23 protein-coding genes are annotated in these 24,515 nt (G+C 43.4%); 7 read left to right on the top strand and 16 right to left on the bottom strand.

Annotated features, from left to right (window positions below; genetic code table 11):
- Positions 1 to 171: 171 nt before the first annotated feature.
- Positions 172 to 744: a TetR/AcrR family transcriptional regulator gene (locus FZ941_RS00315; RefSeq protein ID WP_015605159.1), complete on the bottom strand. Its 573-nt coding sequence runs from the start codon at positions 742 to 744 to the stop codon at positions 172 to 174.
- Positions 745 to 870: 126 nt separating this feature from the next.
- On the opposite strand from FZ941_RS00315, the gene FZ941_RS00310 reads away from it, so the two are divergent.
- The gene (locus FZ941_RS00310) at positions 871 to 1,713 is read left to right on the top strand and encodes a DegV family protein (RefSeq protein ID WP_148886397.1); all 843 of its coding nucleotides are present in this window, start codon (positions 871 to 873) and stop codon (positions 1,711 to 1,713) included.
- Between the two features lie 90 nt (positions 1,714 to 1,803).
- The gene (locus tag FZ941_RS00305) at positions 1,804 to 2,580 is read left to right on the top strand and encodes an XRE family transcriptional regulator (protein WP_148886396.1); all 777 of its coding nucleotides are present in this window, start codon (positions 1,804 to 1,806) and stop codon (positions 2,578 to 2,580) included.
- Positions 2,581 to 2,597: 17 nt separating this feature from the next.
- On the opposite strand, the gene FZ941_RS00300 is transcribed toward FZ941_RS00305, so the two are convergent.
- The 6 genes from FZ941_RS00300 to FZ941_RS00270 form a co-directional block, all read right to left on the bottom strand.
- Complete coding sequence (locus FZ941_RS00300; protein WP_148886395.1) at positions 2,598 to 3,077, bottom strand: hypothetical protein; 480 nt, start codon at positions 3,075 to 3,077, stop codon at positions 2,598 to 2,600.
- Between the two features lie 539 nt (positions 3,078 to 3,616).
- On the bottom strand, positions 3,617 to 4,162 hold the full coding sequence (locus tag FZ941_RS00290) for a DUF1697 domain-containing protein (RefSeq protein WP_148886394.1): 546 nt from the start codon (positions 4,160 to 4,162) through the stop codon (positions 3,617 to 3,619).
- A 37-nt stretch (positions 4,163 to 4,199) separates the two neighbouring features.
- Positions 4,200 to 4,697 carry a GNAT family N-acetyltransferase gene (locus FZ941_RS00285; RefSeq protein ID WP_148886393.1) on the bottom strand — a complete coding sequence of 166 codons (498 nt, stop codon included), beginning with the start codon at positions 4,695 to 4,697 and terminating at the stop codon, positions 4,200 to 4,202.
- Positions 4,698 to 4,728: 31 nt separating this feature from the next.
- Entirely contained in the window at positions 4,729 to 5,505 is a 777-nt protein-coding gene (locus FZ941_RS00280; protein ID WP_148886392.1) for a hypothetical protein, read from the bottom strand.
- A 107-nt stretch (positions 5,506 to 5,612) separates the two neighbouring features.
- On the bottom strand, positions 5,613 to 7,601 hold the full coding sequence (gene uvrB, locus FZ941_RS00275) for an excinuclease ABC subunit UvrB (protein WP_148886391.1): 1,989 nt from the start codon (positions 7,599 to 7,601) through the stop codon (positions 5,613 to 5,615).
- 158 nt (positions 7,602 to 7,759) lie between these two features.
- The gene (locus tag FZ941_RS00270) at positions 7,760 to 8,707 is read right to left on the bottom strand and encodes a CPBP family intramembrane glutamic endopeptidase (protein ID WP_148886390.1); all 948 of its coding nucleotides are present in this window, start codon (positions 8,705 to 8,707) and stop codon (positions 7,760 to 7,762) included.
- Between the two features lie 167 nt (positions 8,708 to 8,874).
- Here FZ941_RS00270 and FZ941_RS00265 point away from each other — a divergent pair, with 167 nt between their 5' ends.
- The 3 genes from FZ941_RS00265 (at position 8,875) to FZ941_RS00255 (ending at position 13,688) form a co-directional block, all read left to right on the top strand.
- Positions 8,875 to 11,052, top strand: coding sequence for an ABC transporter substrate-binding protein/permease (locus FZ941_RS00265; RefSeq protein WP_148886389.1), 2,178 nt, complete (start codon positions 8,875 to 8,877; stop codon positions 11,050 to 11,052).
- Positions 11,052 to 11,792, top strand: coding sequence for an amino acid ABC transporter ATP-binding protein (locus FZ941_RS00260; protein ID WP_005590533.1), 741 nt, complete (start codon positions 11,052 to 11,054; stop codon positions 11,790 to 11,792). The genes FZ941_RS00265 and FZ941_RS00260 overlap by 1 nt, the downstream gene beginning before the upstream one ends.
- 369 nt (positions 11,793 to 12,161) lie before the next feature.
- A complete protein-coding gene (locus tag FZ941_RS00255; protein ID WP_148886388.1) occupies positions 12,162 to 13,688 on the top strand; it encodes an ATP-binding cassette domain-containing protein in 1,527 nt (508 codons plus the stop codon).
- Positions 13,689 to 13,762: 74 nt separating this feature from the next.
- Here FZ941_RS00255 and FZ941_RS00250 read toward each other — a convergent pair whose 3' ends face one another.
- The 7 genes from FZ941_RS00250 to FZ941_RS00220 form a co-directional block, all read right to left on the bottom strand.
- Positions 13,763 to 15,499, bottom strand: coding sequence for an ABC transporter ATP-binding protein (locus FZ941_RS00250; RefSeq protein ID WP_148886387.1), 1,737 nt, complete (start codon positions 15,497 to 15,499; stop codon positions 13,763 to 13,765).
- Complete coding sequence (locus FZ941_RS00245) at positions 15,489 to 17,231, bottom strand: ABC transporter ATP-binding protein (protein ID WP_148886386.1); 1,743 nt, start codon at positions 17,229 to 17,231, stop codon at positions 15,489 to 15,491. Before FZ941_RS00245 ends, FZ941_RS00250 begins: the two co-directional genes overlap by 11 nt.
- 96 nt (positions 17,232 to 17,327) lie before the next feature.
- Positions 17,328 to 18,515, bottom strand: a complete 1,188-nt coding sequence (locus tag FZ941_RS00240) for an MFS transporter (protein WP_148886385.1) — start codon at positions 18,513 to 18,515, stop codon at positions 17,328 to 17,330.
- 155 nt (positions 18,516 to 18,670) lie between these two features.
- Positions 18,671 to 20,017, bottom strand: coding sequence for an asparagine--tRNA ligase (gene asnS / locus FZ941_RS00235; protein ID WP_148886384.1), 1,347 nt, complete (start codon positions 20,015 to 20,017; stop codon positions 18,671 to 18,673).
- A 20-nt stretch (positions 20,018 to 20,037) separates the two neighbouring features.
- Complete coding sequence (locus tag FZ941_RS00230; RefSeq protein ID WP_148886383.1) at positions 20,038 to 20,403, bottom strand: VOC family protein; 366 nt, start codon at positions 20,401 to 20,403, stop codon at positions 20,038 to 20,040.
- Positions 20,404 to 20,405: 2 nt separating this feature from the next.
- Entirely contained in the window at positions 20,406 to 21,584 is a 1,179-nt protein-coding gene (locus FZ941_RS00225) for a pyridoxal phosphate-dependent aminotransferase (protein ID WP_148886382.1), read from the bottom strand.
- Positions 21,581 to 22,069, bottom strand: a complete 489-nt coding sequence (locus FZ941_RS00220; protein ID WP_148886381.1) for a DUF5590 domain-containing protein — start codon at positions 22,067 to 22,069, stop codon at positions 21,581 to 21,583. The genes FZ941_RS00225 and FZ941_RS00220 overlap by 4 nt, the downstream gene beginning before the upstream one ends.
- Before the next feature lie 85 nt (positions 22,070 to 22,154).
- Here FZ941_RS00220 and FZ941_RS00215 point away from each other — a divergent pair, with 85 nt between their 5' ends.
- Positions 22,155 to 22,601, top strand: a complete 447-nt coding sequence (locus tag FZ941_RS00215) for a MarR family winged helix-turn-helix transcriptional regulator (protein WP_148886380.1) — start codon at positions 22,155 to 22,157, stop codon at positions 22,599 to 22,601.
- Positions 22,602 to 22,689: 88 nt separating this feature from the next.
- Positions 22,690 to 23,238: an NADPH-dependent FMN reductase gene (locus FZ941_RS00210; RefSeq protein ID WP_148886379.1), complete on the top strand. Its 549-nt coding sequence runs from the start codon at positions 22,690 to 22,692 to the stop codon at positions 23,236 to 23,238.
- Between the two features lie 53 nt (positions 23,239 to 23,291).
- Here FZ941_RS00210 and FZ941_RS00205 read toward each other — a convergent pair whose 3' ends face one another.
- Both FZ941_RS00205 and FZ941_RS00200 read right to left on the bottom strand, forming a co-directional pair.
- Positions 23,292 to 23,987 (bottom strand): LrgB family protein, encoded by a 696-nt coding sequence (locus tag FZ941_RS00205; RefSeq protein WP_015604519.1) that lies wholly within the window; start codon positions 23,985 to 23,987, stop codon positions 23,292 to 23,294.
- Positions 23,980 to 24,360: a CidA/LrgA family protein gene (locus tag FZ941_RS00200; RefSeq protein ID WP_148886378.1), complete on the bottom strand. Its 381-nt coding sequence runs from the start codon at positions 24,358 to 24,360 to the stop codon at positions 23,980 to 23,982. Before FZ941_RS00200 ends, FZ941_RS00205 begins: the two co-directional genes overlap by 8 nt.
- Positions 24,361 to 24,515 lie beyond the last annotated feature (155 nt).

The raw sequence follows: 24,515 nt of genomic DNA, 5'->3' as shown, positions 1-24,515 counted from the left end.
TTTGCTCTAGCATAGCACAGGTCGCATCGCAAATGACTCCCAAATCCTAAATGGTAGCTGAGAAGTCTTAAATGGTCTCAGAAGCGCTAAGTAAAAACTTACTTGTTAGGTAAGCTTTTACGATCTATTATTTCAGTCTGATGTATTGGTGCCAAACAGTTGTACCAACTCTTATTTTTTCTTTTTCTGTGGGAAAAGGGGCATGCCCAAAGCTGCAATCTTTTCAGCTGGAACCTTCATGCCTTCTTTGATCCATTTGGAAAGCACCGAAACAACCGCAGAACTCCAGAATGAATTCATATAGGAATTGGCTGTCTTCTTCCCACCTTTGCTACGCTTTTCAAGGAAATCAAAGACCGCCTGCGTCAGCAACTTTTCAAAATTATAATCAATAGCCAAACTAATGACACGCGCTTCCTTCTTGGCTTCCTTAAAAAGAAAAAGCCAAATCTGGTACATTTCTGTCTTGAAATTAAACTGCTCCAGCTTGTCGACAATTCCCTGAACGGTATTTTTGAAAATTCCCTCTAGAATTTCTTCTTTGGAGCTATAGTTACGATAAAAGGCTGCGCGCGAAACCCCAGCTCGCTCGACTAATTCAGAGATGGTAATCTTTTTCAAATCTTTCTTCTCTAACAATTGCATCAGAGAAATTTCCAAGGATTCCTTTGTAATTCGATTAGATTCTTGATTATAAGTTTTTAAATTTGCAAGGGATTTTTCTGATATTTTCTTTTCCGCCATAACAATTTCTTTCTTCCTGTATCAGCTGAGAATTAAGGCTTTATATCAAAGCATCTTCATGTTATAATTGTAAGAAAAGACATGTTTTTTGTCAATGTAGAGAACTGATAGAGCAGGAGAAACTAAATGACTTGGAAAATTGTTGCCGATTCTGGCTGTGACTACCGTGAGATTACAGATCTGGCCAACCAGACAAAGTTTGAGAGTGTGCCACTGACCATTCAGATTGATCATGAGATTTTTGTGGATAACGCGTATCTTGATATTGATGGCATGATGGAAAAAATGTACGCTACTTCAAGTGCTTCGAAATCAGCTTGCCCAAGCCCTGATGACTACCTTAGAAGCTTTGAAAGGGCTGAAAATATCTTTGTCGTGACAATTACGGGCTCTCTTTCTGGTAGCCACAATAGCGCCCAGCTAGCTAAAAAACTTTTCTTAGAAGAAAACCCAACAGCAAATATCCATGTTATTGACAGTCTTTCGGCTGGTGGCGAAGTTGATTTGATTGTCAAAAAATTGAACGACCTCATCAAAGAAGGGCTTTCTTTCGAGCAAGTCGTGGAAGCCATCACCCACTACCAAAAAAAAACAAAGCTTCTCTTTGTACTGGCTAAGGTAGACAATCTGGTCAAAAATGGTCGTCTCAGCAAGCTGATTGGTGCAGTTGTCGGCCTCCTCAATATTCGCATGGTCGGCGAAGCCAGCGATACCGGCACTCTGGAACTTCTCCAAAAAGCTAGAGGGGCTAAAAAGGCTCTGACAGCTGCTGTAGATGAGGTGCTTAAAGCTGGATACAAGGGCGGCCGCATTATCATTGCTCATCGCAATAACGAGAAATTTTGCCAGCAATTTGCGGAAGTTATCAAGGAAAAATTCCCAGCAGCCGACATTTCTTTCCTACCAACTTCTGGACTTTGCAGCTTTTACGCAGAAGAAGGCGGCCTCTTGATGGGCTACGAAATTTAATCCTCTCCTTTTGAGCTGAATATCTCTATTCAGCTCTTTACTTTTTCGATTTAATTCGTTAAAATAGAAGAAAGAAAAGGAGTGAATATCATGGCCAGAGGACGCGGTGTCGCTAGCCCCCAGGATAAGGAGGCAATGCGGCTCATTTCTAAAAAAATCAAAACTTTATTGAAGCAAAAGCAAATCAAACAAATTGAACTTTCCCGAGGAACAGGAATTCCAGCCAGCACTCTTACTGGCTATATCAAAGGAAATTCCCTGCCTGTCCTAGAAAATATGCAAAAAATTGCAGACTTCTTTGATATGGATGTTCAAGAGCTGGATCCTCGCTATTTATCAGTTCATAGCCCTACGTCATTTTCGCTAGAGTTCGCAGATATTTTCCAAGCCCTAGACCAGCCCCACAGACAAGCTGTAACAGACTTTGCTAAAAAAGAGCTGGAAAATCAAACGACTGAGGAAAGATTAAAAGATGATTATTTTCCTTACAAAGTCTATGAAAGCTTCCAGACTTTCTTGAACAAGCCCGAACAAGCTGACATCGTCTGGTTAGACAAAGAGCTTGACTATGATATTGCCCTCTGGATTCGGACAGATTCGCTGGAACCCAAGTATCCGCAAGGTTCTGTGGCACTCATCAAGAATACACACTTTGAATTTGCCGGCGCTATCTATGCCATTGATTACGACGGTCAGACGATTCTGAAAAGAGTTTTCAACGATCCAACTGGCATCCGCCTCATTTCTCTCAATAAAAAATACAGCGATAAATTTATCCCGCATCAAGAAGAACCCAAGGTCATCGGCCGTGTCATGGCTGCTTTTATGCCCTTAGATTTATCAGAACAAGCACAAAAGCCACTTTAGTACATAAAGCGGCTTTTCTATTTTTTCTTACTTCCTTTGCTTGCAATCGTGATGACTACTGCTATCAGAAAGAAAATAATATAAGTGGCAATTGGGAACCAGACATAGCGATGGTCCAAAGTAGGCAGTGGTAGCAAAGGTCTATGACGGCGGCTCCTCACTCCAAAGTAATGTAGCAAAAGAACCATAGGATTTATATAAAGGAGAGGATTGACTAAGTCTTTCAAAGAAGTGACCCTCTTTACACTATTTTCACGTAGGATAGAACCATAGGCATAGTACAGTAAAACAAGAATATTTATAAATAAAGGAAAAACATAATTACTCTTTAAATATGTAGGGAGGAAGGGGATTTGAAAAACTAGGATACCCGTAATCATTGCAAAAAGCATAAGGACGGAGAAATCCAATAACCAAGCTAGAAAACCATGGCGCTTGAGCCATGTATTCACTTTATCTAGCCAAGTCCACTCATTCCTATTTTTATTCACATCCATATACCTCCCTCTACTAGCTTGTTTGAACGGGCTTTGAAGCCAGAGTCCATTGACAAGACTTGCATCAATCAATATAGCGAACACGATTAACCTTGGTTTTCATGATATAAGGATTGACTAAATCATGGTATTCATCATATTCGCCTAATAAATAGCCTTTTCGTAAAATAACTTCTCTCCCCTCTATCCCGTAATCCATATTGATCGGGACAGAATTTTCTGATTTGGCTATAGAGAAATGAAAGAAAATTGCAAACCATATAAACAATGCAAGAGGTATACTCAGGATCCCCCAGATGAGATGGAACCAGCGAAACTTTCTCTTTTTCAAAAAGAGAAACCATAAGTGACAAAATACGACCACGGATAGAAGAAAAAGCCAATTGTTCCACAAGAGCGGAGTAAAGGCCAAGCTAAAGGGACTCAAGCTAAAATGCAGCAAAACAAAGATAAACAACAAGATATAGAGCACTAGCCAAATAACTTTAGAAAATTTCCAGCGCTTCGCTTTTTCTTCCCTTGTCTCCTCCAAATTTAGCTTACTCATTTCCAACCAACTCCACAATCTTCTGGAAAGTCTTGCCGTTTCGAATGGTCAGTTGCTTGTAAAAACTAGACTTGAGCAGTTTTTTATGGTAGTTGGACTTGAGATAGTCCGCTTGGTCAGCATTGCTATAAAAGAAAGCTGTCTGCCCAAAATGCAGCTGCTCCTTGTCATTTGCCCAACTGCCTGCCAGCTCTTGGACACTCTCCCTGTCTGTCTCTGGCAGATAAAAGAGAACATCTCGCCGAAAGGCTGTCTCATCCTGCCACCAAGTAGGCAGATTTGCTGTTTCTTTTTCAATCATGGCAGAGCTGACAAGGACAAAAGGCAGAGGAAAATCGTAAGACCGACTGAAATAAGCCGTCAAAATCTCCCGAATCCTCTCCTCCTGCTCCTCGCTATCAAAGAAGAGGTTGCCGCTGTTAATGTAGGAAACCGGATTTTCAAAACCCAACTCTGCTAAATCCTTCTTCAAATCGGCCATGACGACCCTGTTTTTCCAGCCGACATTAATGCCGCGGAGTAAAAGTGCATAACGCATGTGGTGCTCCTTAAAAATATATCTATTGTTTTTCAGACTAACTGTTCGAGTTTCTCATGTAAATCATCCGTTTTTCTTTCACGGCTTTTCCTAGGTCAATGACCTTTTCCTCGCCGTCAAAAACAAAACCCATTTTTCCATAGAAAGCGATGGCACGTTTGTTATCTTCTAACACCCATAATAAAATCTTTTGATAACTATCCAAGGCAGCAAATGCAGCCTGCATGAGCTGATGTCCTACACCCTTTCCATAATAATCTTTTAAGACATACAAAGCGATAATTTCACCCGCTATCATAGCTGGATCTCGAAAATCACCGTAGCTAACAAAGCCAACCACTTTAGCGTCATACAAGGCGATCAAGGTATTTTCAGGATACTTTTGACTATAAAATCGGCACTTATCCAAGGTCATCTGCTCTTGAAATTCCGCAGGCAAAATCTCATCATAAGCTTCTCGCCATGTCTGCCAATGAACTCTGGATTTCCCTTCTATCTCCTCAGCTGTTTCCATTGTTTTGATAGTGATGACCATTTATTTTTCTCCTTGAATAAATCTATCTCAATTATTTCGCCTGAAAACCATTGCTATCTAATTTTCCATTTTCTCCCCGAACAACTACATAAACATTTTTGGGTAAGGTAGTAAAATCAACATAGTCACTTAAACTCGCACCTTCAGGAACACCTCCTTCCAGAAAGAGATACAGATTCAATTGAGCTCCATACTTTTCTGATAATCGGATCATATCCTTTCTCAATTTCTTTATGTCCTCTGCTGACGCTTCATACTTCTCTGTCTTGGGATTATACTTTAGTTCCTTTTTAATTTGAACCAAATCACGATAAAACCCTTTTTGGTTGTCAGTTACATCGTAATCTAAATCTGTTCTCAGCTCCTTAAATTTCACTGGCTTTAGAACAGACTCTTTGTCAAAATATAAGGTATTCAACATAGGATGGGAATTTGTATCTAAGACAGAAGAAAAGGTAAGATCTGTTAATATGGAAGATGGCTCATCATCACTATTAGAGTAATAGTAATAAGTTCTTTCTTCTAACTCATCTGTTAAAATTTTGTCCGCCTCTTCAGTCAATTGAACTTTTACTTCATATTGATAAGAAAAATGACCGACCCACGTTGGAATCTCTATTTTCTTAACCTTCAATCCTAAATTATCTTCAAAAGCTGTGTTCACAACATATTCAATATGCTGCTTTTCCTCTTTCGTAACAAGTTTTGTCGGCAAAAATGCCCAAAGCAATTGAACTATCGGCATCATGCCTATGACAAAAATTGGAATAAAGAAAATAAATATTAGTTTAATTAGATTCCTTTTCACTTCAATTCCCCCACTTAAACTTCTCTAACTTATTTTTCACATAGTGACTCATTGACTAGAGATGTAATTAAGAGCTTAGTTTGCAACTTTGGCACTAACCATATTTTTTAATCCATCGCCTTTATTTCCAGAATCATATCGCGAATCTGCGCGGCCAGCTCGAAGTCCAGAAGTCCGGCAGCTTCTTGCATCTGACCTTCCAGTTTCTTGATCATGTCCTTGCGCTCTTGCTTGTTGAGGCTTTCGATTTCGACAGATTCTTCCTTGTCTGGCAGGGCAGCCTTGGTCACACTGATTAGGTCGCGGATTTCTTTCTTGATAGTCTGCGGTACAATGCCGTGTTTTTCATTATAAGCCATCTGGATTGCCCGACGGCGGGCAGTTTCATCGATAGCTTGCTGCATGGACTGGGTCATAGTGTCGGCATACATAATCACATGCCCCTCACTGTTTCGGGCTGCCCGTCCAATAGTCTGGATCAGGCCACGCTCGTTGCGTAGGAAGCCTTCCTTGTCCGCATCAAGAATGGCGACTAGACTAACCTCAGGCACATCGATTCCCTCGCGCAGCAGGTTAATCCCAACCAGAACATCAAAGACACCTAAGCGCAGGTCTCGTATAATCTCAGTCCGTTCCAAAGTCTTGATGTCTGAGTGCATGTATTTGACCTTGACACCCATTTCCTTGAAGTAGTCCGTCAAGTCTTCCGCCATCTTCTTGGTCAGGGTTGTGATAAAGGTCCGCTCATTCTTTTCAACACGGGCATTGATTTCACCCAAAAGGTCATCAATTTGCCCCATGGTTGGGCGAACTTCCACTTCTGGATCCAAAAGCCCTGTCGGCCGGATAATTTGTTCAATAACCGTATCCGTCTGCTCTTTCTCATAGTCACCCGGCGTAGCCGATACATAGACAATCTGATGAACATGACTCTCAAATTCCTCCCGACGTAGTGGACGATTGTCCAAGGCAGATGGCAAGCGGAAACCATAATTTACCAGCATTTCCTTACGAGAGCGGTCGCCATTGTACATACCCCGAATCTGTCCCATGGTCATGTGACTCTCGTCAATCATAATCAAGAAGTCATCAGGGAAAAAGTCCAGAAGGGTATAAGGCGGCTCTCCTTCGCTCCGACCATCCATATGGCGAGAATAGTTCTCAACACCATTCGTATAGCCCATTTCACGCAGCATTTCGATATCGTACTCCGTGCGCTGCTTCAAGCGCTGGGCTTCCAAGAGCTTGCCTTCCTTCTCAAAGATAGCAAGCTGCTCCTCCAGCTCGGCCTGAATTTTGGCAATGGCTACTTCCATGTGATCTTCATTGGTCACGAAGTGAGTTGCTGGGAAGATGGCCAAATGGTCCACTTCGCCCAAGACTCGACCTGTCAAGGCTTCAACCTCACGAATCCGGTCAATCTCGTCTCCGAAAAACTCCACCCGAAAGGCATGCTCATCCCGAGAAGCAGGGAAAATCTCAACCACATCGCCTCGAACCCGGAATTTCCCCCGCTGAAAGTCAATATCATTACGCTCAAACTGGATATCTACAAGGTCATTAAGCAGCTTGTCACGGGAAATTTCAAGGCCTGGACGCAGACTTACCACGCTGTCGGAGTATTCCTTAGGCGATCCCAGACCGTAGATACAAGAGACCGAAGCCACGACAATCACATCGTTGCGCTCCAAGAGAGCTGATGTCGCTGAGTGACGGAGCTTATCAATCTCGTCATTGACCGAGCTATCCTTTTCAATATAAGTATCGCTGGAAGGCACATAAGCCTCAGGCTGGTAGTAATCATAGTAGGAAACGAAGTATTCCACAGCGTTATTGGGGAAGAACTCCTTGAACTCACCATAGAGCTGGCCGGCCAGCGTTTTATTATGGGCGATAACCAGAGTCGGCTTATTGACCCGAGCGATCACCTGACTCATGGTATAGGTCTTACCAGTACCAGTCGCCCCCATAAGAATCTGGGCTTTCTCACCCCCCTCGATATTATCCACCAGCTGCTCAATAGCCTGGGGCTGGTCACCTGAAGGCTCGTACTTAGACACCAATTCAAATTTATTATCTGTAATTCTGTTAATCATCTTTCATTCCTCAACTTGTGCTTCTACCATTTTATCATATTTGACACATTTTCTCTGCCTTTGGCTCTGCTTTAGTAGCTAATCTCTAAGAATGGCTAGTCTCGCATTCTTATCATCCACTAGCATCAAAAATCGCCCAGCTGAGCTGAGCGATAGCTTTATTTCTTAAACATCAGCGCCTGAGGCAAGCGATTTTCCTTCTTGAGCAACCAGTAAAGATAGGCAATACAGCCAATCAGGACGATACTGGCAAAAATAGACCCTTCAGCACCGAAAGCTCCTCCTGAAAGCCAATCAATGGAAGTCTGAGAAGTGTAATTAAAGACAGAGGCATTAGCTCCTTGCCCGCTAACCTGGATGCCGTAGACATTTCCTTGGACGAAATTCCAAGCGCCATGCATCCCAGCCAAAACCCACATATTATCATATTTGATCATGAGTAGGCAGGCAAAAATTCCATTCAAAATAATCGTGACAATGGAAAGAACGGTCACACCAGGGTTAAAGAGGTGCAGTGCCCCGAATAGAGCACTAGAAATCAAGATACCAATGAAGATATTTGACTTGGCGCTAACTGCTGGAAAGAGCCAACCACGAGTCACTAGCTCTTCTGTCCCACCTTGTAGAATCCAGAAAGGTATCAGGGCAAGAATAAAGAGAACCGGCTCTAAGCTAAGCTGTGACCATTCTAGGCTTCCCGTACCCGTTAGCAATAGCAAAGCGACGACGAGCGAAAATTGTGCTGCCCCAATCAGGAAGCCTCTGCCCAGTTCTTTCAGCCATCCTTTCTTAAAAAATCCCAGACTGGAGAACGGTCTCTTTTCTATAAACTTGACCCACAGAAAAACAAGTAAGGCCATAAAGAAAAAACTACCTAGCTGAAAAAAGATATTATAATGCCCGAACACTTCCATAACCGTTGCTCGGTCAGCTGTCGGATTTACCATGGCAAGCACAGTTCCAATGATGATCCCAATCGGAATCATTCCAATGAATGCAAGGATTTCTCCTAGCTGGATAAAGCCAATAGAAATCAAAACTGCCAACCAAATCGGCGGAATGTAGCGCGACAGCTTCACATTATCTAACATACGTGATTTAAACATAGAAATCTCCTTTCTTGATTTATCTATTATAACATATTTTATGATGATAAAATGAAAGTCATTTCATACCTTTATGTTAGAAGATATAACATAAGAAACGAAAAATATTTGCCTTTCTTGAATTTTTCTGATATAATCAAAAAATATTCAACTAAAGGAGAGAAAATATGAAGAAAAAAATCATAGCTTTTCTGCTAGCTTTATTCCCTATCTTTGCACTAGGGACAACCACTCATGCAGATACCATCAAAATCGTATCTGACACGGCTTATGCCCCATTTGAATTTAAAGATTCCGATCAAACCTATAAAGGAATTGATGTTGATATTATCAATAAAGTAGCTGACATCAAAGGCTGGGAATATGAAATGTCCTTCCCTGGCTTTGATGCGGCTGTTAATGCGGTTCAAGCAGGACAGGCCGATGCCATTATGGCAGGTATGACTAAGACTGCTGAACGCGAAAAAGTCTTTACCATGTCTGACACATATTATGACACAAAAGTTGTCATTGCAACGACCAAGGCTAATACAATAAAGTCTTACGATCAACTTAAAGGAAAAACAGTCGGTGTCAAAAACGGTACTGCCGCACAACGTTTCCTTGAGAAAATCAAGGACAAGTATGGTTTTACTATCAAAACATTTGATACAGGCGACCTCATGTATAACAGCCTAGCAGCCGGAGCAGTTGACGCAGCTATGGATGACCAACCCGTAATCGAGTATGCAATCAGCCAAGGGCAAGATTTGAAAATCTCAATGAAGGGTGAGGCTGTTGGTAGCTTCGCATTTGGTGTCAAAAAAGGCAGCAAATACGAATATCTAGTCACTGAGTTTAACGAAGCCTTGGCTCAGATGAAAAAAGATGGCACCTTGAAGGACATCATCAACAAGTGGACTGCTACTTCTTCTACTACTTCAAGCAACTCTGCAGTACCAGAGACCACAACCAAGTCTGGACAAAAGGCCACTCCAGTCAAAGCTAAATATACGATTGCCAGCGACTCATCCTTCGCTCCTTTCGTTTTCCAAAATGATAGCAACAAATACACTGGTATTGACATGGACTTGATCAAGGCCATTGCCGAAGACCAAGGTTTTACACTTGAAATTTCTAACCCTGGCTTTGACGCTGCCATCAATGCCGTTCAATCTGGTCAAGCTGACGGGATGATTGCTGGGATGTCTGTGACAGAGGCCCGCAAAGAAACCTTTGATTTTTCTGAACCATACTACACTGCTAACTCTATCCTTGCGGTGACAGAATCAAGCACTATTAGCTCTTATGACGACTTGAAAGGAAAGACCGTCGGAGTCAAAAATGGTACATCCTCTCAAACCTTCCTCGTCGAAAATCAAAGCAAATACGGCTACAAAATCAAAACATTTTCAGACGGTTCTTCTATGTATGATAGTCTAAACTCTGGCTCTGTCGCTGCTATTATGGATGATGAACCCGTTGTCAAATATGCCATCAACCAAGGCAAGAAAATGAAAACACCAATCGAGGGAACCCCTAGTGGTAATCTTGCTTTTGCAGTGAAAAAAGGAACCAACCCTGAACTCATCGAGATGTTCAATAACGGCCTGGCTAATCTGAAAGCGAATGGTAAATATCAAGAAATCCTTGATAAATATCTCTCAGCTAAGAAGGATAATTCCACAACCGTTGATGAAACAACTATCTGGGGACTTCTCCAAAACAACTACAAACAACTGTTGAGCGGTCTTGGAATTACTATCTCATTGGCACTTATTTCCTTTGCCATTGCTATGGTCATTGGGATTATCTTTGGAATGTTCAGCGTCAGCCCAATCAAAGTGCTTCGCATCATTTCAGAAATTTTTGTTGACGTTATTCGTGGTATTCCACTTATGATTCTGGCAGCCTTCATCTTCTGGGGCATTCCAAACTTTCTTGAATCTATGACTGGTCAACAGAGTCCGATTAACGACTTTGTCGCAGGGACCATTGCCCTGTCACTCAATGCTGGTGCATATATCGCTGAAATTGTTCGCGGAGGGATTCAAGCCGTTCCGGTCGGACAGATGGAAGCTAGCCGAAGTCTGGGTATCTCGTACGGAAAAACCATGCGCAAGATTATCCTGCCTCAAGCAACCAAGATTATGCTACCAAACTTTGTCAACCAGTTCGTCATCGCTCTCAAGGATACAACTATCGTATCAGCTATCGGACTTGTTGAGCTCTTCCAAACAGGTAAAATCATCATTGCTCGTAACTATCAGAGCTTCAAGATGTATGCCATCCTAGCAGTACTCTACTTGGTCATCATCACACTCTTGACTCGCTTGGCAAAACGCTTAGAAAAGAGGATTAAGTAATGGCAAAATTAAAAATTGATGTCAATGATTTACATAAATACTATGGAGAAAATGAAGTCCTAAAAGGGATTAGTGCTAAATTTTATGAAGGAGATGTTGTTTGTATCATCGGTCCTTCTGGATCAGGTAAATCAACTTTCCTACGCAGCCTGAACCTGCTTGAAGAAGTAACTAGTGGGACCATTACTGTCAACGGTTATGACTTGACAGATAAGGCTACCAACGTGGACCATGTTCGTGAAGATATCGGAATGGTTTTCCAGCACTTCAACCTCTTCCCACACATGACCGTCCTGCAAAATATCACCTTTGCTCCTGTTGAGCACAAGCGAATGAGCCAAGCTGATGCAGATAAACTAGGTATGGAGCTCTTGGAAAAGGTAGGCTTGGCTGACAAGGCTGATGCCAAACCAGACAGCTTGTCAGGAGGACAAAAACAGCGGGTGGCCATCGCTCGAGGATTGGCTATGAACCCGGACATTATGCTCTTTGACGAGCCGACTTCTGCCCTTGACCCTGAAATGGTTGGCGACGTTCTCAACGTTATGAAGGATCTGGCTCAGCAGGGCATGACCATGCTGATTGTGACTCACGAAATGGGCTTTGCCCGTCAGGTCGCTAATCGCGTCATCTTTACCGCTGACGGTGAATTCCTAGAAGACGGAAAACCAGATCAAATCTTCGATAACCCTCAGCATCCACGTCTCAAGGATTTCTTGGACAAGGTGCTCAATGTATAAATGTGACGAATCCTGAAAGTAATCTTTCAGGATTTTTATTGACTTATGTTGCCCTTTTTGCTAAACTAAAGGTAGAATGATTTCGGAGGTACACGGAGACATGAAAAATTAAGTCTATTTTTTAAAGGAAACTTTATTTAGTAGATTTTGTCATGTTTCTGCATATCCGCGGGACTTTCGTTTTTTTGTGCTTTCAAGCTTCTATGCCTTATCTTTAGATTAATCCTGACACTCCTATGACAGTGCAAGATGAGAGCCTACAAACGAATAATCCTATTTGGACACTCCTGTGTCTTCTTTGTGCAATCTCAACAGCTCTGCTAAATAAAGCAGGGCTGTATTTTGTGTTATAAAACGAAGGAGACATCTATGCTGCAAATAAGAAATCTAACCATCACCCACCTAAAAGATCTGAAAGAGTTAGTCAAAGATTTGTCACTGACAGTCAATCAAGGGGACAAGGTCGCTATTATCGGCGAGGAGGGCAATGGCAAGTCCACCCTGCTCAAGCTCCTCCTAGACGAGCGACTTGTCAGCTCCTATGTCAGCTACAGCGGACTGATTGATAAATCTTATACTGCTGCCGCCTACCTGCCTCAGCAGCTGCCTTCAGAGGATGCCCAACTGACGCTCAATGATTATTTCTTTGCTGATTTTGAGACCGAGCCGGACTATGCCAAGCTCTATCGCTATGCTGGGGAGCTCAACTTTGACAGCCAGCGTTTTGCTAGTCAGCAGCAGCTCTCTAGTCTATCTGGTGGTGAAAAGCTTAAAGTTCAGCTTATCAAAAAACTAGCCAGTGATTGGAACATTCTCTTTCTTGACGAGCCCTCTAATGACCTTGATCTCGAAACTCTGACTTGGCTGGAAAACTTTATCAGCCATAGCCAGAGAACGGTCCTTTTCGTTTCTCACGACGAACACTTCCTCGCTCAAGCTGCGACTAAGATTGTTCATCTGGAACGAATCAAAAAGAAGCAGGAAGCTAGAACCAGCGTCAAGAGTCTGGACTATGAAAATTACCGCCAGCAGCGTCAGGAGGCTTTTGAAAAACAGGGGCAACTGGCACGAAAAGAGCGGGAAGAGCACGCCAAGACCATGGAAAAACACCGACGGGTTAAGCAGAGTGTGGAACATACTTTACGAAACACCCATGACGCTACTGCAGGTCGACTGGTGGCTAAGAAAATGAAAAACGTCCTCTCGCAGGGCAAACGATTTGAAAAGGCAGGCGCTGAAATGACCGAAATCCCGACACAGGAAGATGCCATCAGCCTTCACTTCTCAGACATAGAAGCTCTGCCATTGACCAAAAGAATCCTAAAATTAGAAGACATGAAACTGGAAGCAGACGGACGACAGTTAGCGGAAAACCTGACTCTAGAGGTCTGCGGTCAGGAAAAAATCGGACTGATTGGTGCTAATGGCGCAGGAAAATCTACTCTACTTAAGGAAATATGGAAGATTCTGCGCGAGCGGACAGACATGCGAGTGGGCTACATGTCCCAACATTATGGCGACTTGCTGGATGACGAAAGCTCTCCTTTGGACTTTCTGGCTCCCTCTGGCGACAAGGCTCAGGAGGAGAAAATTCTGACCCATCTAGCCAGTCTCCAGTTCACGCGCGACGAGGCCCGCCACCCGATTGGACAGCTTTCCGGCGGTCAAAAAGCCAAGCTCCTCCTGCTCAAACTGGTCCTAGACCGTCCCAATGTCCTCCTTCTGGACGAACCAACCCGCAACTTCTCCCCCACCTCTCAGCCTCAGGTTCGCCAACTTTTGGCCACCTATCCCGGCGCTATCATCTCTGTCTCCCACGATCGGATCTTTCTCAAAGAAGTCTGTCAAAAGATTTATCGATTGACGGAGACAGGGTTGGAGAAAGTTGAATTATAAGCAAAAAGAGTTGGAAATCCAACTCTTTTTGCTTCATTTAGCATCAATCTTTGAACTTTAATAAAGCTCCCCTTCTACTCCTGCGCCGTCTGCATTTGGTAATAAACACCTCTGGCTGCCATGAGCTCCTGATGCTTACCATGTTCGACGATATTGCCATCTACCATGACGAGGATGATGTCAGCATTTTGAATTGTGGACAAGCGGTGAGCGATGATAAAGCTAGTACGACCCACCATGAGCTTGCTGAAAGCCTCCTGAATCAAAACTTCTGTCCGGGTATCGATGGAGGAAGTCGCCTCGTCCAAGATTAGGATTTTAGGAACAGTAAGGAAGACACGCGCAATGGTCAAGAGCTGCCGCTGACCTTGAGAAAGGGAGTCCCCAGCATCTGCTAGGTAGGTGTCATACCCCTGAGGCAGTTGCTGGATAAAGAAATGAGCATTGGCCGCCTTAGCAGCTTCAATGACCTCTTCTCGGCTGGCATCTGGCCGGCCAAAAGCTATGTTGTCGTGAATGGTCGCCGTCTTAAGCCAAGTCTCTTGCAGTACCATACCGAACTGCTGACGATAAGAAGCTCTGGTGTAATGCGTTATGGGAGTATCGTCTAGCGAAATAAGACCACTATCTACATTGTAAAAGCGCATGAGGAGATTGATTAAAGTAGACTTGCCAGCACCGGTCGGCCCGACAATGGCGACCTTGCTAGCTGCTGGAATCCTTATATTCAAATCCTGAATCAGCTCTTTGCCAGGCTCATAACCAAAAGCCACATGCTCAAAGCTAATCTGTCCTTTGACATCTTCAGACCGAAGAATTTCCTGACCAGGCTCTGCTATTTCTTCTTGGTCTAAAACGCTGTAAATCCGCTCTGCACAAGCTAAAGCGCTCTGCAATTCCGACATGACTGACGATATATCATTGAAAGGCTTGGTGTACTGGTTGATATAGTTGAGGAAAGTCACTAGCTGCCCAACCGTAAAGCCTGTTCCCTGAATGATTCGGACAGCCCCAAAGCCCACAATCAAAGCATAGATCAGGGCATTGATAAAACGAGTCGAAGGATTGACCGTCGAAGAATAGAAAATAGCCGCCTGAGAATAGTCTGCATAAGTTTGATTACTACGAGTAAAAGCTGTATCAAACTGCTCTTGAGCATTAAAAGCCTGGATCAGACTTTCTTGAGTCAAACTTTCCTCAATCAGCTGGGTCTGCGCTCCTCTAGCCTGCGTCTGACGTTGGAAAAAGCTAAAACTTTTTTTGGCTATAAAACGCGCTAAGAAGAGAGAAAGGGGCGTCAAAAGCAAAACTAAAAGAAGGAGGAAAAAGTCCAATCTAGCCATGCTAATGATAGTAACTAAGATTGTCAGCAAACCCACAAAAAATTGATTGAAAACCATAAGTAGGCCATTGCTGAGCTGCTCCAAATCGGTCGTCACACGACTAACCAAGTCACCGGTTCCCTGCCGATCCAGATAAGCCACAGGCAGATAGTGCACTTTCTTGATGACGCCTTGACGAAGCTGCTGGCTATAGCGATAGACCAGTTGATTATAGAGCAAGGGATTGAGCCACTGAATCAGCGTATTGGCTAAGATGACCAACAGCATCTGCCCCAAAATCGGCATCAAATGCTGCTCCGCTTGAGGAAGAAGAACGCTATCAACCGCATTCCCAATTAAAACTGGAAGAAGAACAGTCAGAGCCACTTGAGCCACCGTTCCCAGACTAGCTATAAGAAAGAGCCAGCGCGCCTGCAGCAAATCTCGAGTCAAACGCCTCAAGCTGCTAGATGTTGTCTTATGCTTCATGCTTGCCCTCCTCTCCTTGACTATGCTGTGAGTGATGAATTTCTCGGTAAATGGCAGAGCTGACCAAGAGTTCCTCATGGCGACCAAGAGCCACTTGTTCTCCCTTATCTAGGACTAAAATTTGATCCGCTGAGCGCAAGCTATTGGTTCGCTGAGAGATCAAGACCAGACTGGTCTCAGTCAATTCATTCTTAATTGCCTGCAAGAGTCTAGCCTCTGTCAGATAGTCCAGAGCCGAGGTCGCATCATCTAAAACCAAGAAAGGTGCCCTCCGCAAGACAGCTCTGGCAATGGTTAAACGCTGACGCTGACCACCAGAAAAATTCCGACCAAAGGCCTCTACAGTCGCATCCAAGCCACCTTCCTTCTGAGAGACAAAGTCCGCCGCCTGAGCAATCTCTAAGGCCTGCCACAAGTCTGCATCTGTTGGCTTGGTTGACATGCCCAAGGTCAGATTGGAGCGAACAGTTCCTTGGAAAAGCTCCGCTTTCTGAGGCACCAGACTAATCCAAGACCGCCATTCACTCAGATTTTTAGGACTGCGTCCTTGGAAAAAGATGGTCAACTGACCAGCAGCCACAGGATAGAGATGAGACAGCAGCTGAACCAGAGTAGACTTCCCTGAACCTGTCCCACCAATAACACCCAAAGTCTGACCGCTTTTCAAATCAAAAGTCAGACCAGTCAAAGCAGGACTAGCTGCATTTGGATAGGAAAAGCTGACCTGCTGGACTTTAATGGCTTGATCCAGCAGAGCTGTTTTCTGCACTAATTCCTGCAGGACATCTTCTTCTGCTTGCTCGAAGACTTGACTAATGCGACCTGCACTGATATAGCTTTGATTGAGTGAGTTGACCAGCATCGCCAGCTTGAGCAATTCCACCAAAATTTGCAATAAATAATTGACCAAAGCCACTAGCATCCCCTGGGTCAGCAAGCCCTTGCCGATAAAGGTATTCCCCTGCCAAATCACAGCAATCAGAGTACCATTAACCGTAAGAAAGGTCAGAGGACTAATCAGACTAGCCAGAGCTCCCGTCCTGATTTGCCAAGTTTTATAGAGCTCATTGCGATTACGAAAGGTCTGAACCTCTCGCTGGGTCTGACCGAAAGCCCGTGTAACCCGCATGCCCTGCAGCTGCTCACGCGTCAGATTGACCAGCTGATCAGTCAGCTGACGAATTTTGGCATAGAGAGGATTCATCAGACGAGACATGAAGACGATAATAGCCGTTAAAATGGCCACCATGAGCAAGAACCACAAGGTAATGGCCGGACTAATAGTGAAGGCCATGATGATGGAGCCAAAAACGATGATGGGCGCCCTCAGAAAGAGACGAAGAAATTGATTGATGCCCGTCTGAATCTGATAGGTATCGCTCGTCAGCCGAGTCACCAAGCTTGAAGTCGTCAGCTCATCCCGACTAGCCTTAGGCAAGCGCAGAATCTTTTGATAGAGGTCACTTGTCATCTGGCGGGTAAAGCCCACAGCAGCCTTTGACGAATAATACTGGGCCACCACCGCTACCACCACGCCCAGCGCAGCCAAACCCATCAAAAGAAAAACCATCCAGTAAAGATGGGAGCTGTCGTGTCTAGGAATGGTCTCGTCCACAATCCCCGCAATCAAAAGCGGAACTAACAGTTCAAAATTGGCCTCCAAAAGCTTGAACAAGGGCCCTAGCAAAGACTCCCTGATATAGCCCTTGAAATATTTCAATAAATCTTTCATACTGCTTATTTCTCCATTAAACTGTATTTATTTTACCATAATTTTCAAAGGATAAAAAATATTCTCCTTCTGGCCAGCAGAAAGAGAACATTGATATTAGACTTCTTGTAAGTTCTGGCTTATTTTCTTTAGACCCATATACAAAAATGGTGTCGTTGCAAATAAGAAGCCGCCCAAAACTATAAAAGTCCAATCGAAGCCAAAATTATCAATCAACCAGCCTGTCACAGGGAAAATGACAATCATACTCAGGCTGAACATCATAGAGTAGACACTGAGCATGGTCGCCCGTACCTCACTTGGCAGCTGCTTTTGTAAATCATTGTCAAAAACCGGCTGAAAAAGAGCATACAAGGCGTTGCTGATTAGATAAATCAAGATATAGATGATTGGCGTACCAAAGTAGGACAACAGGTAAGTCACTCCAGTCAGAAGGACCAATAAGGGAAAGAGTTTCAAGGCAGAATACTTCTTTCCAACCTTGCTGGCCAGATAGACCGCTAAGATATTCAAAGCACTGCCAATCAGCATGACTACCGAAATCTGCCAATCTTTTAAGTCAGGCAATTGATTTTGATAATAAAAATAAAACATACACATCAGTGTTCCGATGACTTGGGAAAGAATCATCCAGATAAAAAGGCTGGGATTTCTCTGCAACTCCTCTTTAACAGCCCAGATAATCTTTTTCATAGTCAGGCGCTCGGATTTCTCTTCTTTGACACTTGGCTCCTTCAGCATCCAAGTCAAGAAAAGAACGATGATAGAGGTCCCAATCATGATATAGTAGGTCAGATGTAATTGTCCATGGACAAAAAATCCAGCCCAAACCGTTCCCAAAGATCGGGTCGCTTCAGCCACTCCAGACATAAAACTGGTGATGGATAAGTAACGTTCCTTGAGTCCAGCCTCTACAGAAGAATCATAAATCATGGCCGCACTTGTCCCCGAATCAAAATTATAGGACCAAGCACTGATCATCATAGCCAGTGCATAGACCCAAAAGTTCCCCTGCCCCGCCAACATGAGAATCGAAGACACAATCCCTGCTATCCGGCTCAGATACAGATTGGTCTTGTAGGAAAAGCGATCCGCCAACATCCCAGAAGGAATTTCACAGATGACACTAGTGGCATGAAAAATACTTTCCAAAAGCCCAATCTGCCAGAGGGACATGCCGTTTTGACTTAGAAATAAAATCCAAAAACTAGTAATGCCTAGAAAGGCAAAAAATTCAACTCCAGCCATCAGGCCGATATTTTTCCGATAACTTCTTTTAAACATATTTTCTCCTTTAACAAGTGTTTTATATTGCTATTATTTGTCACTTGTTAATCCGCTGTTTACATGACTCCTACCTCTTCTTTCTCTAAAATTCTATATTTGGATTATTTCATAGTTCATTGTTGAAAAAACGCCACATGGGCGTTTGATTCGTTTTACGGTTTAATACGGTGCAGCATACGTGGGAATGGAATGGCTTCACGGATATGCTTGGTCCCTGCCACAAAGGTTACCATACGCTCGATACCGATACCAAATCCACCGTGTGGAACAGATCCATACTTACGAAGATCCAAGTAGAATTCGTAGTCTGTCGTATCCATACCAAGCTCATTCATCTTAGCGACGAGGGCATCGTAGTCTTCCTCACGCATAGAGCCACCGATGATTTCACCATAGCCTTCTGGAGCAAGCAAGTCTGCACAGAGGACGCGATCTGGATTTCCAGGAACTGGTTTCATGTAGAAAGCCTTGATGGCTGCTGGGTAGTTCACAACAAATGTTGGTACACCAAAGTGGTTTGAAATCCATGTTTCATGTGGTGAACCAAAGTCATCGCCATGCTCAAGATGCTCGTAGTCAGCATCTTCATCATTTTCATGCGCTTGCAAAAGGTCAATCGCCTCATCATAGGTAACGCGCTTGAATGGCTCAGCAACGTAGCGTTTCAAGAGTTCTACATCACGTTCCAATGTTTCCAAAGCTTGAGGAGCACGGTCAAGAACACCTTGGATCAAGGCTTTGACATAAGCTTCCTGCAAGTCGAGTGACTCATCGTGAGTAACAAAATTATACTCCGCATCCATCATCCAGAACTCTGTCAAGTGACGGCGGGTTTTTGATTTTTCTGCACGAAATACTGGACCAAAGTCAAATACACGACCAAGAGCCATAGCGCCTGCTTCCAGATAAAGCTGACCTGACTGACTCAAGTAAGCTGGAGTTCCGAAGTAGTCTGTTTCAAAGAGCTCAGTCGAATCCTCTGCCGCATTTCCTGACAAGATTGGGCTGTCAAATTTTATAAAGCCATTCTTATCAAAGAATTCATAGGTAGCGTAGATAATGGCATTACGGATTTGCATCATAGCTACTTGCTTGCGAGAACGCAGCCACAAGTGACGGTTGTCCATGAGGAAGTCAGTTCCGTGTTCTTTTGGCGTGATTGGATAGTCATTTGATTCACCGATAATTTCGATATCTGTAATATCAAGCTCGTAACCAAATTTTGAACGCTCGTCTTCTTTGATAATCCCTGTCACATAAACAGACGTTTCTTGGCTCAAACGTTTGATAGTATCAAACTTCTCAAGTCCTACTTCTTCGCCAAATTTCTCAATAAAGTTAGGCTTGAAAGCTACGCCTTGGAAAAAGGCAGAACCATCACGCAACTGCAAGAAAGCAATTTTCCCTTTTCCTGATTTGTTGGCTACCCAAGCACCAATCGTTACTTCTTCACCAACATGATTTTTTACATCAATAATTGTTACATTTTTCTTCGACACGTTTTTTCTCTTTTCTATTTTTATTCTTTGTGGCAGACTACTTCGACATTATTTCCATCTGGGTCTAGGATAAAGGCTGCATAGTAAGGTAGATGATCACTCCGATAATCAGGTGCACCATTATCTTTTCCACCTGCCTTCAAACCCGCCTCGTAGCAAGCTCGAACCTGCTCATGGTTTTCTGCAAAAAAAGCAAAGTGAATAGGAGCCTGCTCTCCCTTTCCTAACCAAAAATCTCCACCAGGATGAGGACTGTTGGGGGCGACAAAACTGAGTAGAGAGTCAGTTCTAAAATCCAATTCGTAGCCAAGAGGAGCAAGAAAGCTTGTATAAAAGTCTTTTGAAATTTGCAAATCCTTTACTTTAATCTCAAAATGATCAATCATTCTTACTTCTCCATGAAATCCTTGAGGCGTTGAACCGCTTCTTTCAGGGTATCCATGTCAGTCGCATAGCTAAGGCGGACATTTTCTGGCGCACCAAACCCGTCTCCTGTCACTAGAGCTACACCTACTTCTTCTAAAATCGCTGTGGTAAAGGCTGTTACATCTGTATAACCTTTCATTTCCATCGCTTTTTTAACATTCGGGAAGAGATAGAAGGCTCCCTGAGGTTTGACGACTTCAAAACCAGGCACTTGAGCCAGCAAAGGATAAATAGTATTCAGGCGTTCTTCAAAGGCCAATCTCATACTTTCGACCGTATCCTGACTGCCCTTCAAGGCCTCAATGGCTGCATATTGCGCCACCGCTGTTGGATTAGAAGTCGTTTGCCCTGCAACCTTGCTCATGGCTGAGATAATTTCAGGCTCACCTACAGCATAGCCAATCCGCCAGCCCGTCATAGAGTAACTCTTAGAAACACCGTTGATGACAACTGTTTGCTTGCGAATTTCCTCTGACAGACTAGAAATCGGCGTAAATTTATTACCATTATAGACTAAACGACCATAAATATCGTCAGCTAAGATCAGGATATCATGCTCAACAGCCCAGTTTCCGATAGCTAGCAGCTCTTCTGCTGTATAAATCATACCAGTCGGATTGGACGGCGAGTTCAGAACCAAGACCTTGGTCTTCTCAGTGCGGACGGCTTCCAGCTGGGCAACTGTCACCTTAAAGTTGTTTTCCTCTGTCGCTTGAGCAAAAACAGGCTTTCCTTCAGCCATCAAGATCTGATCGGCATAGCTGACCCAATAAGGGGTCGGAATGATGACTTCATCCCCTGGATCAATCACGCTCATAAAGAAGGTGTATAGAGTGAACTTAGCACCCGTTGCTACTGTTACTTGATTTGGCTGAATCTCATAGCCATAGTACTTGGCAAAATAGTCTACAACCGCTGCTTTCAGCTCAGGTAGGCCACTTGTTACCGTATAAAAACTAGCTCTGCCATCTTCAATCGCTGCAATCGCCGCCTGCTGGATATTCTTAGGCGTCGGAAAATCTGGCTCTCCCAAGGTCAAAGAAAGGATATCCCTGCCTTCAGCCTTTAAAGCTTTCGCTCTGGCTGCTGCCGCCAAGGTCACACTTTCTTCCATATTTAAAACACGATTGGATAATTTCATAGCCCCTCCTTACTGAGCAATGTCTTGCTTTCAAATCCGATATTGTAATAAGTGCTTCCAGACTTAATTTCCCAAACAGGCTGACCATCCAAATAACCAAAAGTAGTCTTATCAATAGAGGTCGCCCCATTCTCCTTGGCTACTTGCTCTGCCTCTGCCTGACTCATCCCATCTTGTAAGCGATAGACATGGATTTTGTTGGAATTTTTGGAAATCAGAACAGCTTCTTCCTCTTTTTTACTATTTGTCCCAATCAAGCTATAGTAGGACTCTTTGCCATTGTAAATCGAAAAGCTCGTCAGACTTTCCAAATCTGCATATTCCTTAGCGATTTTTTGAGAGCCCTCCTTGGCTGACTGCCAAGGCTCGATAGCAAGGTGCAAGATCGTAAAAACTGAAAAAACAAGCGCCGTGAGGACGAGGAAAAGTCCGATGGCATAGTGCCTTATAGGAAATTCAGCCTTTTCTTTAATTTTATGTTTCACTGAATCATTATACTACAAATAGCCTGATTTTTCTAGGACTTTTATCACATTTGCATTTATTACTACTTATTGATAAAATGTTGCTATGAAAATAACTGAAAACCTAGACAAGGATACTCTACTGGACCTCAAGATAATTATCGTGCTCCATAAGGCGGAGCGTACCATTCGTAATCTCGAAGCTCAAATCTTTAAAAAGCATAATTTGACGCCAACCCAATTTTCCGTCTTGGAAACCTTATATAGTAAAGGGGAACTGCGGATTCAAGATTTGATTGATAGCATGCTGGCTACTTCGGGAAATATGACAGTCGTTATCAAAAATATGGAAAGGGATGGCTGGATTAGTCGCAGCTGTGATCCCAATGACCGCCGTTCCTTTCGCATCCAACTAACTGATCAAGGCCAGAAAAAAATCGAGGCTGTCCTACCAGAGCACATGGCCAATATCCGCCACATGACTGACCTCCTCTCCCAAAACGACAAAGAAGATTTGGTGCGGATTTTAAAAACCTTCAAAAAGCTGAGCTAAATTATTGCTAATTAGTGACAATTGTTGTAACATGGATAGTAACAAGAGAAACCCCTCTTAAAATAAAGATAAAATGGAGGACACATTTATGTCTAAAGTACTATTTATTGTTGGCTCACTTCGTCAAGGTTCATTCAATCATCAGTTGGCAGCTCAAGCAGAAAAAGCTCTAGCTGGTAAAGCTGAGGTAGCTTATCTTGATTACAAGGATGTACCATTCTTTAACCAAGACCTCGAAAGTCCAGCTCCAGCTGCTGTTGCCAAGGTTCGTGAAGAAATCCTTGCAGCTGATGCTATCTGGATCTTCTCACCTGTCTACAACTGGGCTATCCCAGGCGTTGTGAAAAACTTGCTCGACTGGACTTCACGCGCACTTGATTTGTCAGATCCAAGCGGTCCTTCTGCCCTCAACGCCAAAGTGGTGACTGTCTCGTCTGTTGCTAACGGCACTTCACCTGACGAGGTCTTCAAGCACTACCGTAGCCTCCTTCCATTCATTCGTATGAATGTAGTAGACCAATTTACTGGTGTCGGTATCAATCCAGAAGCTTGGGGAACTGGTCAACTGACTATTGCAGAAGACAAACTCGTTGAGCTGTCTGCCCAAGCAGATGCCCTCCTAGCAGCTATCAACTAAGATAAAATAAAAACATGAAGCAAGATTTCCCAGAAATACTGCTTCATGTTTTTTTATTTTAAGATAATAGCTGCGACGATTGGACTGACGATCACATACATGATTCCTGTCACGCCGATTGCAAGACCTGCCATAGCTCCAGCAACATGTCCATATTTGAAAGCCGTTCCGGTACCAACTGCATGCCCCGTGCCACCTAAAGCTAGACCAACTGCTACTGGATCCTTAATTTTTAGCAGTTTAAGAATAGTCGGTCCCATGACACTTGTCAAAATACCCGTCGCCACAACAACCACCAAGGTGACAGTTGTCAAGCCCTGCATTTTATCAGTAATACCCACTGCCATCGCTGTTGTGACAGATTTTGGAAATAGGGAAATTGCTAAAAAGAAGTCCATCCCAAAGAATTTTGCAAGCAAAGCCGTGAAAGTCGTATTGACCACTACAGCCACAAAGGTTCCTAGCAGAATACTGCGAGCGTGGTGTTTCATTAGGTGGAAGGTCTTATAAAGCGGAATTCCTAAAGCAACCGTAGACGGTACGATTAAATTATTCAAATAAGCCCCACCGACATAGTAGTCCTTATAAGAAATACCTGTTAATTTCAAGAAAGCAATGACCAAAATCGCTGCTAAAAGGAGAGGCGTTGTCAAAGGATGAGGAAATCTACGGAAAATCAGCATCCCGATGAGGTAGGCAAAAATGGACAAGGCGAGACCAAATAGTGGATTGCTCCAAAGATTAGACATGATCCATCCCTCCTTCCTTATAATCGCCTTCAAAATGCTGCTTGATGAACTGTACGACAAGGGCAATGACGATCACATTTAAAACAATGGCACCAAGAATAATCAAGACAATCGGCAACAGATATGGAGCAATCACATGAAATTTATCCATAATACCGACCGCCGGCGGCAGAAAAAGAATGGTCATATTGGCTAACAGGAAGTTGCCGACCATACTGACGTGGCGGAGTCTCAATAACTTAAACTGCAAAGCAAGAAACAGCAAGATCAAGCCGATAATACTACCTGGAACAGGAAGATTGAAAATACTTGATATCCCCTCTCCGATGATGGAAATCGAGAAAATAATCATCAACTGGACATATAACTTCATGCAGAACCTCCGAAACTTTCTATGTACAGTTTACTCCTTTTCAGAAAAATTTCAAGGTTTTTCTCAAATAAAAAAGATGGAAACGAATTCATCTGATTTCTTACATACTATCCTTACTTCTACATTCTCAGAGTCTCGCACTAAGCAAAAAGATC

Source organism: Streptococcus sp. Marseille-P6264, assembly GCF_902460355.1.
Taxonomy (GTDB): domain Bacteria; phylum Bacillota; class Bacilli; order Lactobacillales; family Streptococcaceae; genus Streptococcus.
The sequence above is the reverse complement of the archived record's forward strand: the minus strand, read 5'-3'. Positions and strand labels throughout refer to the sequence as shown.